Annotated in this window: 12 protein-coding genes; all 12 read right to left on the bottom strand. The window is 57.8% G+C overall.

The window, feature by feature from the left end:
- Window positions 1-115: 115 nt before the first annotated feature.
- The 12 genes from nuoL to RRF55_RS06760 all read right to left on the bottom strand — a co-directional run bounded on the left by nuoL (window position 116) and on the right by RRF55_RS06760 (window position 13,555).
- The gene (gene nuoL, locus RRF55_RS06705; protein WP_032415273.1) at window positions 116-1,957 is read right to left on the bottom strand and encodes an NADH-quinone oxidoreductase subunit L; all 1,842 of its coding nucleotides are present in this window, start codon (window positions 1,955-1,957) and stop codon (window positions 116-118) included.
- Complete coding sequence (gene nuoK, locus RRF55_RS06710) at window positions 1,954-2,256, bottom strand: NADH-quinone oxidoreductase subunit NuoK (RefSeq protein WP_002913148.1); 303 nt, start codon at window positions 2,254-2,256, stop codon at window positions 1,954-1,956. Before nuoK ends, nuoL begins: the two co-directional genes overlap by 4 nt.
- The gene (gene nuoJ / locus RRF55_RS06715; protein WP_002913150.1) at window positions 2,253-2,807 is read right to left on the bottom strand and encodes an NADH-quinone oxidoreductase subunit J; all 555 of its coding nucleotides are present in this window, start codon (window positions 2,805-2,807) and stop codon (window positions 2,253-2,255) included. The genes nuoK and nuoJ overlap by 4 nt, the downstream gene beginning before the upstream one ends.
- Before the next feature lie 11 nt (window positions 2,808-2,818).
- Window positions 2,819-3,361, bottom strand: coding sequence for an NADH-quinone oxidoreductase subunit NuoI (gene nuoI / locus RRF55_RS06720; RefSeq protein WP_002913152.1), 543 nt, complete (start codon window positions 3,359-3,361; stop codon window positions 2,819-2,821).
- Window positions 3,362-3,375: 14 nt separating this feature from the next.
- Window positions 3,376-4,353 (bottom strand): NADH-quinone oxidoreductase subunit NuoH, encoded by a 978-nt coding sequence (gene nuoH, locus RRF55_RS06725; RefSeq protein ID WP_002913156.1) that lies wholly within the window; start codon window positions 4,351-4,353, stop codon window positions 3,376-3,378.
- Window positions 4,350-7,076, bottom strand: coding sequence for an NADH-quinone oxidoreductase subunit NuoG (gene nuoG, locus RRF55_RS06730; protein ID WP_004149179.1), 2,727 nt, complete (start codon window positions 7,074-7,076; stop codon window positions 4,350-4,352). Before nuoG ends, nuoH begins: the two co-directional genes overlap by 4 nt.
- A 32-nt stretch (window positions 7,077-7,108) precedes the next feature.
- On the bottom strand, window positions 7,109-8,446 hold the full coding sequence (gene nuoF, locus RRF55_RS06735; protein WP_002913158.1) for an NADH-quinone oxidoreductase subunit NuoF: 1,338 nt from the start codon (window positions 8,444-8,446) through the stop codon (window positions 7,109-7,111).
- Complete coding sequence (gene nuoE, locus RRF55_RS06740) at window positions 8,443-8,943, bottom strand: NADH-quinone oxidoreductase subunit NuoE (RefSeq protein ID WP_002913160.1); 501 nt, start codon at window positions 8,941-8,943, stop codon at window positions 8,443-8,445. Before nuoE ends, nuoF begins: the two co-directional genes overlap by 4 nt.
- A gap of 2 nt (window positions 8,944-8,945) precedes the next feature.
- Window positions 8,946-10,754, bottom strand: coding sequence for an NADH-quinone oxidoreductase subunit C/D (gene nuoC / locus RRF55_RS06745; protein WP_002913162.1), 1,809 nt, complete (start codon window positions 10,752-10,754; stop codon window positions 8,946-8,948).
- Between the two features lie 86 nt (window positions 10,755-10,840).
- Window positions 10,841-11,515 (bottom strand): NADH-quinone oxidoreductase subunit NuoB, encoded by a 675-nt coding sequence (gene nuoB, locus RRF55_RS06750; protein ID WP_002913178.1) that lies wholly within the window; start codon window positions 11,513-11,515, stop codon window positions 10,841-10,843.
- A 15-nt stretch (window positions 11,516-11,530) separates the two neighbouring features.
- Window positions 11,531-11,977, bottom strand: coding sequence for an NADH-quinone oxidoreductase subunit NuoA (gene nuoA, locus RRF55_RS06755; RefSeq protein WP_002913181.1), 447 nt, complete (start codon window positions 11,975-11,977; stop codon window positions 11,531-11,533).
- Window positions 11,978-12,628: 651 nt separating this feature from the next.
- Window positions 12,629-13,555 carry a LysR family transcriptional regulator gene (locus RRF55_RS06760; protein WP_019705508.1) on the bottom strand — a complete coding sequence of 309 codons (927 nt, stop codon included), beginning with the start codon at window positions 13,553-13,555 and terminating at the stop codon, window positions 12,629-12,631.
- Window positions 13,556-14,014 lie beyond the last annotated feature (459 nt).

Genomic DNA, 14,014 nt, shown 5'->3' on the forward strand with positions numbered 1-14,014 from the left:
CCCGCTTTCTGTTGGTTGTTTTTTTTTTTTTTGTGGTGTGTCTCTTCCTCCCCCCTTCTTGTTTTTGTGTTTCCACGAACAGCACCCCCCCACCGGGCAAAACCGCGCGATCAAATCAACGCAATACCATCAGCAGCGCCAGCACCACCACCGCGCCGATGCTCATTGAAGCCACATACCAGCGCAGATAACCGTTCTCGCTCACCAGCAGGCCTTTGCCTGCGAAGCGGGAAAGGATCGCCGAGATATTCATCAACGAGTTCAGCGGATCGCGTTTCAGCAGCCAGGCAATACCGAGGAATGGTTTTACGAACACCTTGTCGTATAACCAGTCGAAGCCCCAGGCATGGAACCACCAGGTACCGAAGAAGCGGCCAGGCGCACTGTTGGCGATGGAGGTCACCAGCGTGCGTTTGCCCAGCCACAGCCATGCAGCGATCAGAATCCCGGCAATGGCGATGATCCCGGAGGCAATCTCCAGCGTCATCACGCTACCGTGGGCGAGCTCAGTGGTCTGCGGCAGTACGCCTTCCAGCGGCGGCACAATCAGCGCGCCAACGAAGGTGGATAGTACCAGCAGCACAATCAGCGGCAGATGATGGGTAATCCCCTTCCCTGCGTGCGCGTGAATTTGCTCTTTACCGTGGAATACGATGAAAATCATCCGGAAGGTGTACAGCGAGGTCATAAAGGCGCCGACCAGGCCTGCCACCATCAGATTGATATGGCCATTGGCCATCGCGCCTGCCAGAATCTCATCCTTACTGAAGAAGCCTGCGGTGATAAGCGGCAGTGCGGACAGCGCCGCGCCCCCCACCAGGAAGCAGACGTATACCAGCGGAATCGATTTGCGCAGGCCGCCCATCTTGAAGATGTTCTGTTCGTGATGGCAGGCCAGAATGACCGAACCAGACGACAGGAACAGCAGCGCTTTAAAGAACGCGTGAGTCATCAGGTGGAAAATCGCCGCGTCCCATGCCTGCACGCCCAGCGCGAGGAACATGTAGCCAATCTGGCTCATGGTAGAGTAGGCGAGAACGCGTTTGATATCGGTCTGCACCAGCGCGGCGAAGCCCGCCAACACCAGGGTGACCGCCCCGACGATACCGACCAGATGCAGCACTTCCGGCGTCATCAGGAACAGGCCGTGGGTACGGGCGATCAGATAGACGCCCGCGGTGACCATGGTCGCGGCGTGGATCAGCGCAGAGACCGGCGTCGGACCCGCCATCGCATCGGCAAGCCACGTTTGCAGCGGCAGCTGGGCGGATTTACCGACCGCGCCGCCAAGCAGCATCAGCGTCGCCCACTGCAGCGTGGTGCTGCCGTTAGCGAAGTGCTGCGGCGCCAGCTCCACCATTTCGCGGAAGTTCAGGGTGCCCAGTTCGTTATAAAGAATGAACAGCGCGAAGGCGAGGAACACGTCGCCGACGCGGGTCACCACAAACGCTTTCATCGCTGCGGCGCCGTTCTTCGGATCGGTGTAGTAGAAACCGATCAGCAGGTAAGAACAGAGGCCCACGCCTTCCCAACCGAGGTACATCAGCAGCAGGTTATCGGCTAGTACCAGAACCACCATGCTGGCGATAAACAGGTTGGTATAGGCGAAGAAGCGGGAATATCCCTCTTCACCGCGCATGTACCAGGAGGCGAACATGTGGATCAGGAAGCCGACGCCGGTAACTACGGAGAGCATGGTCAGCGACAGGCCGTCCAACACCAGGTTGAAGCCGATGTTGAAATCACCGACCGACATCCAGGTCCACAGCGGCACGCTGACCGCCTGTTTGCCGTTAGCGAAAAAGTCGACGCCAACGTACGCGGTGACCAGCGCCGCCAGGCCTACCGAGCCCATGCCAACGGTGGCGGAAAGATTTTCCGACCAGCGCCCGCGGGAGAAGGCCAGCAGCACAAAGCCAATCAATGGCAAAAGAATGGTTAAGGCAAGCATGTTCATCCACGCAACTCACTTACTGAATCGATGTTCAGGTTCTGGCGGCGACGATGGAGCTGCAGCAGCAGCGCCAGGCCGATACTCGCTTCCGCAGCCGCGAGGCTGATGGCGAGGATATACATTATCTGACCATCTGCCTGACCCCAGTAGCTACCCGCCACCACAAAGGCCAGCGCGGCGGCGTTAATCATGATTTCCAGGCTAATCAACATAAACAGCAGATTGCGGCGGATCACCAGCCCCGTCAGACCAAGCACAAACAGGATGGCCGCGAGGATCAGTCCATGTGTTAAGGGGATCATGCGTGTTCCTCCGTTTTTCGTTTGTCGCTGTCGTTCAGACGGTTGCTCAGCACCTCGCCGGCGCGCTCTTCGCGGCCAATGTGGAAGGCAACCACCAGGCCCGCCAGCAGCAGCATGGAGGCCAGCTCCACCGCCAGGACGTACGGCCCAAACAGCGCAATGCCCACTTCTTTGGCGTTAATCGCCGCACCGTCGATACCCTGGTCGTTAATGCCCAGGATGGCGTAAACGATAACCACCAGCAGCACCGCGGAGAGGATGGCCGGGCCAATCCAGATCCCCGGCTGCAGCCACTTGCGCTCCTGTTCGATCTCGGTGCCGCCCAGGTTGAGCATCATCACCACGAAGACGAACAGCACCATAATGGCCCCGGCGTAGACGATGATTTCCAGCGCTCCGGCGAAGTACGCGCCCAGCGAGAAGAACACCCCGGCAATCGCCAGCAGCGAAATAATCAGGTACAGCAGCGCATGCACCGGATTGGTGTGGGTGACGACCCGCAAGGTTGCGAGGATGGCTATCAGGCCACAGATATAAAAAGCGAATTCCATTGCCCCTCTCCTTACGGTAACAGGCTCTTGACGTCGATTGGCTTAGCTTCATTTTCCGCTTCGCCCTTATCTTTGCCGTCGATTGCCATACCCGCCATCCGGTAGAAGTTATATTCCGGGTATTTGCCCGGACCGGAAATCAGCAGATCCTCTTTTTCGTACACCAGATCCTGACGCTTGTATTCACCCAGCTCGAAGTCCGGGGTCAACTGGATCGCCGTGGTCGGGCACGCTTCTTCGCACAGGCCGCAGAAGATGCAACGTGAGAAGTTGATGCGGAAGAACTCCGGATACCAGCGGCCGTCTACCGTCTCTGCTTTCTGCAGCGAGATACAGCCCACCGGGCAGGCTACCGCACACAGGTTACAGGCGACGCAGCGCTCTGCACCGTCCGGATCGCGGGTCAGCACGATGCGGCCGCGATAGCGCGGCGGCAGGTAGACCGGCTCTTCCGGATACATCCGGGTTTCACGTTTGGCGAAGGCATGCAGGCCAATCATCCAGATACTACGGACCTGGGTGCCGAACCCCACCAATAATTCTTTTAAGGTCATGTTCAATTCACCCCTTATTGCGCCTGCCAGAGAATGACAGCCGCCGTTACCAACAAGTTGACCAGCGTTAACGGCAGGCATACTTTCCAGCCAAAGGACATTACCTGGTCATAGCGCGGACGCGGTAATGATGCGCGGATCAAAATGAACATCATCATGAAGAACGCGGTTTTCAGCGCGAACCAGATGAAAGGAGGTAACCACGGGCCATTCCAGCCGCCGAAGAACAGCGTGACGATCAGCGCTGAAACGGTGACGATACCGATGTATTCCCCGACGAAGAACAGACCGAATTTCATGCCGGAATATTCAATGTGGTAACCATCGGCCAGTTCCTGCTCCGCTTCCGGCTGGTCGAACGGGTGACGGTGACACACCGCCACGCCGGCGATGGCGAAAGTCACGAAGCCGAAGAACTGCGGGATAACGTTCCACAGATGCGCCTGGTTGTTAACGATATCGGTCATATTGAATGACCCCGCCTGCGCCACCACGCCCATCAGGGAGAGACCGAGAAACACTTCGTAGCTCAGGGTCTGCGCGGAAGCACGCATCGCCCCCAGCAGCGAGTATTTGTTATTGCTCGACCAACCGGCGAACAGCACCGCGTAGACCGCCAGGCCTGCCATCATCAGGAAGAAGAGGATGCCGATGTTCAGGTCGGCCACCACCCACGTCGGGCTAACCGGCACGATAGCGAAGGCCAGCAGCAGCGAGGTAAAGGCGATAACCGGCGCCAGAGTAAAGATCACGCGATCGGAGAAGCGCGGGATCCAGTCCTCTTTAAAGAACATCTTGATCATGTCGGCGACCAGCTGCAGCGAACCGCCCCAGCCGACGCGGTTAGGTCCGTAGCGGTTCTGGAACAAGCCGAGCAGACGACGCTCGCCGAAGCTCATGAACGCGCCGCAGGTGACAACCACCAGCAGAATGACCACGGCCTTCAGGATGCTTAACAGAATGTCGATAAGATCCGGCGTTAACCAGCTCATGCTTTCGCCTCCTGCAGTGAATCAATACGCGATCCGGTCAGCACCGGCGCAATGCCCGGCATGCCCATCGGTAAGCCAACCTGTCCCGCGGTCAGGCCTTCAGAGATAACCAGCGGCAGACGCAGGGTCTGGCCTTCCACGCTAAAGGAGAGCATTGCCCCTGGGTTGACGCCAAGCTTCGCGGCATCCGCCGGGTTCAGCTTGATGTACGGCTCAGGCATCCGGCTCTGGAACACCGGCGCGCGCTGAGACAGCTCATCGCTGCCGAACAGATGGTAGTACGGCGCAATTCGCCATTTGCCCTCTTCCGCCTGGAAGCTGGCCGGCACCGCCGTGAAGTACTCCAGTCCGCTGGCGGACGCTTCAAACAGACGAACGCCCGGATCGCCGTGGCGCAGTTTCCCGCCCACTTCATCCTGGAACTTGTTCCATGCCTGCGGGGAGTTCCAGCCCGGCGCCCAGGCGAACGGGATCTGCGAACGCGGGGCGGACGGCTGGTTGTTCCCTTCCATGGAGAAGGCGAACATCGTGTCTTTATCCTGCGGCTGACGCGGCTCGTGCACGCTGATGTTAGCGCGCATCGCCGTGCGGCCGCTGTAGCGGTGCGGTTCACGCGCCAGCTTCTGGCCGCGAATGCGGAAGGTCGCATCCGGCGCGGCGTCTTTAATGCCCGCCAGCTGCGGCAGCGCGGCAATCGCCGCATCAATGACGTGGTCCAGCTGAGTCCAGTCAACCTGACGGTTGTTGACGGTGCTGTGCAGCGAATGCAGCCAGCGCCAGCTTTCCAGCATTACGGTTTTCGCGTCGTAGTAAGCCGGATCGTAAACCTGGAAGAAACGTTGGGCGCGGCCTTCGTTGTTCACCACGGTACCGTCGCTTTCCGCAAAGCTTGCCGCGGAGAGCACCAGGTGCGCTTTGTCCATAATCGCGGTGCGCTGATGATCCACCACCATCACCAGCGGCGCTTTCGCCAGCGCAGCGTCAACGCGCGCGGCGGAAGCATGACGGTGAAGGTCGTTTTCCAGCACGATAACCGCGTCTGCGGCGCCGCTTTCCAGTTCGTCCAGCGCCTCTTCAAGCGAGCCGCCGCCGATCATGCCCAGTCCGACGCTGTTAACCGCCCGGGCGACCATGGTCACCCCGACATCGGCGCCGCGGCCTTTCAGAGCTTTCGCCACGTTAGCGGCGGCCTGGATGATCTCCATGCTGCCGGCGTTGGTCCCGGAGATGATCAGCGGTTTTTTCGCCCCGGCCAGCGCCTGAACGATAACGTCGACTTTACCCTGCAGGTCCTGGCTCAGGCCGTCAACCGCCGGCGCGCTGTCGTCCAGCGCATGGGCAATAGCAAAGCCGAGACGCGCCTGATCTTCTACCGGCGCGCGGTAGGTCCACGCCGCGATGTCATCCAGGCGGGTGTCATCGACGTTGGTGACGAATAGCGGGTGCTTGGCGCGCTGGCCGATGTTGAGGATCGCGGCGATCTGCCAGTCGGCCACTTTCTGCGCCGCCGCCATTTCGCGTGCTTTCCCTTTCACTGCCTGGCGTACCGCCAGGGCCACGCGCGCGCCGGTCTGGGTAATGTCTTCGCCCAGCACCAGTACCGCATCGTAGGATTCGATATCGCGCAGGCTTGGCGTGTGGATCCCGCCCTCGCGCAGCACTTTCAGCATCATCTGCAGGCGCGCTTGTTCGCCTTTGGCGATGCCGGTATAGAAGTTGTCGGCGCCCACCAGCTCGCGCAGCGCGAAGTTGCTTTCAATGCTGGCGCGCGGGGAGCCGATGCCGATCACTTTCTTCGACTGGCGCAGGATATCCGCCGCCCCCTGCATCGCCTGCTCGGCGTTAAGGGTGATCAGATCGTCGCCGCGGCGCTGTACCGGCTGACGCGGACGGTCTTTCAGGTTCACGTAGCCATAGCCGAAACGACCGCGGTCGCAGAGGAAGTAGCGGTTCACGGTACCGTTATAGCGGTTTTCGATACGACGCAACTCGCCATAGCGTTCGCCCGGGCTGATGTTACAGCCGATGGAACACTGCTGGCAGATGCTCGGCGCAAACTGCATGTCCCACTTACGGTTATAGCGCTCGGAGTGGGTTTTGTCGGTGAAAACGCCGGTCGGGCAGACTTCCACCAGGTTGCCGGAGAACTCGCTCTCCAGGGTGCCATCTTCCGGGCGGCCGAAGTAGACGTTGTCGTGCGCGCCATAGACGCCCAGATCGGTGCCGTCGGCATAATCTTTGTAGTAGCGCACGCAGCGGTAGCAGGCGATGCAGCGGTTCATTTCGTGCGAAATAAACGGCCCCAGATCCTGATTGCGGTGGGTACGCTTGGTGAAACGATAGCGGCGGAAGCTATGACCGGTCATCACCGTCATATCCTGCAGGTGGCAGTTGCCGCCCTCTTCGCAGACCGGGCAGTCGTGCGGGTGGTTAGTCATCAACCACTCCACCACGCTTTCGCGGAACTGCTTCGCTTCGCTGTCGTCGATAGAAATAAAGGTGCCGTCGGATGCCGGAGTCATACAGGACATCACCAGGCGACCACGCGTGTCTTCCGCGTTCTGATATTGCTTCACCGCACACTGGCGGCAAGCACCGACGCTCCCTAGCGCCGGGTGCCAGCAAAAGTAGGGAATATCAAGACCAAGAGAGAGACAAGCCTCTAGCAGGTTGTCCGCCCCGTTGACCTCGTATTCTTTGCCGTCTACATGAATCGTAGCCATTTGCGTGCTTCCAAAAATAAAAAACCTTTAGATTACCAGCGCGTCTTAAGCAGGTTCGGCTGAATCCCGTTGATTGCATGGGTATTGCTGAACTGCTGCTTAATGCCAGCCTCGAATTCTTCGCGGAAATATTTAATCGCGCTCTGTAGCGGCTCGACCGCGCCCGGCGCGTGCGCGCAGAAGGTTTTACCCGGGCCCAGGAATCGACACAGTTGCTCAAGGGTTTCGATATCGCCAGGCTGGCCTTCGCCGCGCTCCAGGGCGCGCAGGATCTTCACGCTCCACGGCAGACCATCGCGGCACGGCGTACACCAGCCGCAGGACTCGCGGGCAAAGAACTCTTCAAGGTTACGCACCAGCGAGACCATGTTGATCTCGTGGTCAACGGCCATCGCCAGCGAGGTGCCCAGACGGCTGCCCGCTTTACCAATGCTTTCGAATTCCATCGGCAGATCGAGGTGCGCTTCGGTGAGGAAGTCGGTCCCTGCTCCGCCCGGTTGCCAGGCTTTAAACTTCAGGCCATCGCGCATACCGCCGGCGTAATCTTCGAGGATCTCGCGGGCAGTGGTGCCGAACGGCAGCTCCCAGACGCCCGGATTCTTCACCCGGCCGGAGAAGCCCATCAGCTTGGTGCCAGCATCTTTGCTGGTGGAAATGTTCTGGTACCACTCGACGCCGTTGGCGAGGATCGCTGGCACGTTGCACAGGGTTTCTACGTTGTTGACGCAGGTCGGCTTGCCCCAGACGCCGGAGCTCGCCGGGAACGGCGGCTTGGATCGCGGGTTGGCGCGGCGGCCTTCCAGGGAGTTGATCAGCGCCGTCTCTTCGCCGCAGATATAGCGCCCTGCCCCGGTGTGCACGAACAGCTCGAAGTCAAACCCGGTGCCGAGGATGTTTTTCCCCAACAGACCCGCTTCGGTGGCTTCGGCAATCGCGCGACGCAGATGCTGGGCCGCTTCAATATATTCTCCGCGCAGGAAGATGTAGCCGCGGTACGCTTTCAGCGCAAACGCGGAGATCAGCATGCCTTCCACCAGCAGGTGCGGCAGCTGCTCCATCAGCAGGCGGTCTTTATAGGTGCCCGGCTCCATTTCATCGGCGTTACACAGCAGGTAACGGATGTTCATGGATTCGTCTTTCGGCATCAGGCTCCACTTCAGACCAGTGGAGAAGCCCGCGCCGCCGCGCCCTTTCAGGCCAGCGTCTTTTACCGCCGTGACAATCTCATCCGGGGCCATCCCGGTCAGGGCTTTACGCGCCCCTTCATAGCCATTTTTACTGCGATACTCGTCCAGCCACACCGGCTGCTTGTCGTCGCGCAGGCGCCAGGTGAGCGGATGCGTTTCCGCAGTACGAATTACGGTTTTCATTTGTACTGCTCCAGCAGGTCAGGAATTGCCTCCGGCGTCAGATGGCTGTGAGTATCCTCATCAATCATCATGGTCGGTCCCTTGTCGCAGTTACCCAGGCAGCAGGTCGGCAGCAGGGTAAAGCGGCCATCAAAGGTGGTCTGCCCCGGCTTGATATTCAGTTTCTTCTCAATGGCGGCCTGAATACCCTGATAGCCGGTGATGTGGCATACCACGCTGTCGCAGTAGCGGATCACGTGACGGCCAACCGGCTGGCGGAAAATCTGGCTGTAGAACGTCGCCACGCCTTCCACGTCGCTGGCCGGGATCCCCAGCACATCGGCGATGGCGTAGATCGCGCCATCCGGCACCCAGCCGCGCTGTTTCTGAACGATTTTCAGCGCTTCGATGGACGCCGCACGCGGGTCTTCGTAGTGGTGCTTCTCGTGCTCAATAGCCTCACGCTCTGCCGCACTCAGCTCAAAAGCCTCGGTTTGTGGTTGTTGATTCTCGTGCATAATTAGCGGTCCACGTCTGACATAACAAAATCGATACTACCCAGATAGACGATCAGGTCGGATACCAGGCTGCCGCGGATCGCCGACGGGATCTGCTGCAGGTGCGCAAAGCTCGGCGTACGGACGCGGGTGCGGTAGCTCATGGTGCTGCCGTCGCTGGTCAGGTAGTAACTGTTGATCCCTTTGGTCGCCTCAATCATCTGGAAAGATTCGTTGGCCGGCATCACCGGGCCCCACGATACCTGCAGGAAGTGGGTGATCAGGGTTTCGATATGCTGCAGCGTGCGCTCTTTCGGCGGCGGCGTGGTCAGCGGGTGATCCGCTTTGAACGGGCCTTCCGGCATGTTATCGAGGCACTGCTGAAGAATGCGCAGGCTCTGGCGCAGCTCTTCTACTTTCAGCATCACGCGGGTGTAGCAGTCTGAGACGCCCCCCCCGGTCGGGACTTCGAAGTCGAAGTTTTCATAGCCAGAGTAAGGACGCCATTTACGCACGTCGAAGTCGATACCGGTGGCGCGCAGGCCTGCGCCGGTGGTGCCCCACTCCAGCGCCTCTTTGGCGGTATAGGCTGCCACGCCGACGGAACGGCCTTTCAGAATGGTGTTGCGCAGGGCGGCCTTCTCATAGGAGTCCAGACGCTTCGGCATCCACTCGAGGAACTCACGCAGCAGGCGATCCCAGCCACGCGGCAGATCGTGCGCGACGCCGCCGATGCGGAACCACGCCGGGTGCATACGGAACCCGGTAATCGCTTCCACCAGATCGTAAATTTTCTGCCGATCGGTAAAGGCGAAGAAGACCGGCGTCATCGCGCCGACGTCCTGAATAAAGGTCGAGATATACAGCAGGTGGCTGTTGATGCGGAACAGCTCGGAGAGCATCACGCGGATCACGTTCACGCGATCCGGTACGGTGATCCCAGCCAGTTTTTCCACCGCCAGCACGTACGGCATCTCGTTGACGCAGCCGCCGAGATATTCAATACGGTCGGTATACGGGATGTAGCTGTGCCAGGACTGACGCTCGCCCATCTTCTCGGCGCCGCGGTGGTGATAACCGATATCCGGTACGCAGTCGACGATCTCTTCGCCGTCCAGTTGCAGAATAATGCGGAACGCACCATGCGCCGATGGATGGTTCGGACCGAGGTTGAGGAACATGAAGTCCTCGTTGTCGGTGCCGCGCTTCATGCCCCACTCTTCCGGTTTAAAGGTCAGCGCCTCCATCTCCAGATCCTGTTTGGCTTTGGTCAGCTCAAACGGGTCGAACTCGGTGGCACGCGCCGGATAATCTTTACGCAGCGGGTGACCTTCCCAGGTCGGCGGCATCATGATGCGACGCAGGTTCGGGTGACCATCGAAGGTAATGCCAAACATTTCCCAGGTTTCACGCTCATACCAGTTGGCGTTGGGGAACAGTTTGGTGAAGGTCGGCAGATGCAGATCGTTTTCCGACAGCGCCACCTTGAGCATGATGTCGCGGTTGCGATCGATGGAGATCAGGTGATAGAAAACGGAAAAATCCGCGGCGGGCAGGCCATCGCGGTGCGTGCGCAGACGTTCGTCCATGCCGTGCAGGTCAAACAGCATCACGTAAGGCTTCGGCAATTTCTTCAGGAAATCACCCACCTCCAGCAGCTGTTCACGCTTCACCCATACCACCGGTACGCCGGTACGGGTTGGCTGAACGGTAAAGGCATCCGGCCCAAAGCGGTTGCGCAGTTCGCCAATCACCGGGTCATCAAGGTGATCGCGGGTTTGCCAGGCTGGTGCGGCGTCATGCGCGGTTAAATCGGTCATATTGTTCACCATTGCAAAAGGTCCGTGGTGACTGCCGGCGAGACTTCGCGCTGTTGTAGATTGATTTGCGAAGTGGTTCTCCCGCCCGCAGGCGCAAATTAAATCTCGTCCGGCGTCCGCAGATTGGTCACTGCAATACGTTCGCCGCGTTTACGCTCGCGTTCCGACTGCATATTGGCGCGATAAACGCCCTGATCGCCAACCACCCATGAGAGCGGACGACGTTCTTTACCAATGGACTCCTGCAGCAGCATCAGCGCCTGCATATAGGCCTCCGGACGCGGCGGGCAGCCCGGGATGTACACATCGACCGGAATGAATTTATCCACGCCCTGGACGACGGAATAGATGTCGTACATCCCGCCTGAGTTGGCGCAGGCGCCCATGGAGATCACCCACTTCGGCTCCAGCATCTGATCGTAGAGACGCTGAATAACCGGCGCCATTTTGGTAAAGCAGGTTCCCGCGACCACCATCAGGTCCGCCTGACGCGGAGAGGCGCGCAGAACTTCTGCCCCAAAACGCGCAACGTCATGCACCGCAGTGAATGACGTCACCATTTCCACATAACAGCAAGAAAGGCCGAAGTTGTACGGCCAAATTGAGTTCTTACGGCCCCAGTTCACCATGTCATGCAGCGCGTGTTCGAGTTTCCCCATATACACGCTTTTATTGACTTCCTGCTCCAGAGGATCGGTAACGATCTCCTGTTTCTGCAGGGGGTAACGGTCGTTCTCACCGTTAGGATCTATGCGGGTGAGCGTATAATCCATCTTATTGCCTCGCTTTTACTGCATATGACGGTTAGTGGGACTGTCTGTTTCCGGGTTAACCAGCGTGCGACGGGAACGCGCAGGCGTCCAGTCCAGTGCGCCGATGCGAACGAGATAAACCAGACCAGCCAGTAGCACTAAAATGAAAATTGCGGCTTCCACAAAGCCGACCCAGCCGCTCTCGCGGATAGAGGTCGACCATGCGTAGAGATACAGGGCTTCCACGTCGAAGATAACGAAGAACATGGCAACCAGATAAAACTTCGCAGAAAGACGTAAGCGGGCCGAACCGACGGAGTCGATCCCCGATTCAAACGGCGTGTTTTTACTACGCGCGCGCGCGCGACCGCCAAGGTACCAGCCGCCGACGAGCATGAGGCAGCACAGGCCGATAGCGATGATGAGAAATATAGCGAATGCCCAATGATGAGCGATGACTTCAGTGGATGTTGACATACGCATTGCTTAACCAAAAAAGTGTAGCGCCAAAACCCTCTGCTCTTACTGGCAGATGAACGCCACAGCGTTTCACGGGAGGAATAAAAAATAACCGTGCAAAAAAGCGTCCCTGGTCGATGTGAGAAGCCCAGATGCCGTGGCTTTTTACCCCTTTCTTTAACCTTTTGTCAACTTTAACAAAAGTTTTCATAACATTAATTTACATTGGAATCTTTTCATTAACATTAAATGCCCTTTTCTGCGAAATAACCTTGCATACTGTTCGGTTTTAGTGTTGTTGAATCGTGTCCGTTTCCGTCGTAAATCAAAAATCCCTTCTATTTTGACAGGATTTAGCCTCGATTCCTCCCCCCAAAGAGGGGTATTTTCTTGATCTGCGACACGGTTTTGTTAATTACCCCAGGAAATCGGCAACAATCCATCCGGTTTTTTAACATTAGCAGGAAGTGTTGAAAGTGCAGGGAAAAGTCGACAAGCTGAGCGCCTTGTCACGCCAATACGCTGATTTTTCTGCAAAGAAATACAAAAAAGATTCAAAACATCAATAAGAGTGCAAAAAAAAGAGCCGCCAGGCGGGAAACCAACTCCTGAGGCTCTTTTTGGGCACTTACATTCTGTTACCAGTTTTTGTGATCTTTGTTAGCAAGAATACCCTTACAAAACCAAGGCATTTCCTCCCTCTTCCGGAGTAAGTGCTGTGCCCGTTTCCCAGGGATGGATCTCCTGGCTCAGAGACTGAAAAATCGCCTGCGGCAGTTCGCTCACCGTCCGCGGATTGCAGCTGACGACGTACCGGGTGTCCGGCAACGCCGGTAACCCCTCACTGATGCCAGCCACGCGTAGATCCGGGCTCATCATTTCGACCGGGCGCGCCGTCACGCCCAGCCCGGCCTTCACCGCCGCTTTCACGCCCGATAGCGAGGAAGCTCCGTGGGCCAGATGCCAACTGACGCGAGCAGTTTCCAGCGCGGCGATAATATCCTGGCGGAATGGGCTTGGCTCTTCGAGCAGGATCAGGGGGATAGATTCCCCCTTCGCCAGCACATATTCCGCTGCACAATACCAGAGAGTAGGTGATGTTCTCAGGGTAAAAGAGGTAAAGCCGGGAGGCTGATGGGTGGTCAACGCCAGATCGACCAGCCCCTCGGCCAACATCTCCATGATGGCGGCATGGGGGTGAACTTTGATCTCCAACGTCATTCTGGGATAGAAACAGCCGATGCGGTTTAACAAAAACGGCAGGATGGTGTCAGCCGTTTCTTCTGACGCGCCGATGCTCAGAGCCCCCTGCAGGCTGCCATACATCAGCGACATACAGGCTTCATCGTTAAAACGGAGAATTTTGCGGGCATAGCCCAGCAGCTGGATCCCCTGCTCGGTCAGCAGCTTATTGCGGCCGTGGCGGGCGAAAAGCTCTTTGCCCACCAGCTGTTCCAGGCGTTGCATTTGCTGACTGACCGCGGACTGAGTGCGACACACTGCGGCGGCGGCGGCGGCAAAAGTGTTCAAATCAGCGACCGCGACAAAGGTACGCAGCAGATCGAGATCGAGGTTGAGTATGGGACGTGTTGTATTAATCATCTTTCTTCACTTACAGGTGGCTAACGCTGACCTGCCTTGTTGATGCTTTACGCCAGGTTTCCGGCTATTCCCTGAGTCTCGTGCTCACCGTCTGACGGCGGATAAACAACTGGACGAACGTTATTACATGCCAAAGTACTCGTCTGGGCAAATGCGCAGAACTGCGGAGTAATATATTGTTCGTATTTCTCATTATTATTTATTACCACGACCAGCCAGGCGCCATACGTCGCCGCGGGAACCCGGTCAGTGATGCTGAGAAAATCGCTCTTCTGGCGTAACTTTCCGGCAGAAAAGGAACAATAAAATCCTGTAATAACAATATATTAAATCTCAATGCAACCGCAGTTCTTGGCGGTTAACACGGATATTAACGGTGATATTCTAACCTATCCCCCTCCTTTTTATAAGCCTTAATAAGGATTAACTGAGACAATTTTAAATTTTTTTCAACATTTT

Origin of the sequence: Klebsiella sp. K47 (assembly GCF_051858335.1) — a bacterium.
Taxonomy (GTDB): domain Bacteria; phylum Pseudomonadota; class Gammaproteobacteria; order Enterobacterales; family Enterobacteriaceae; genus Klebsiella; species Klebsiella pneumoniae.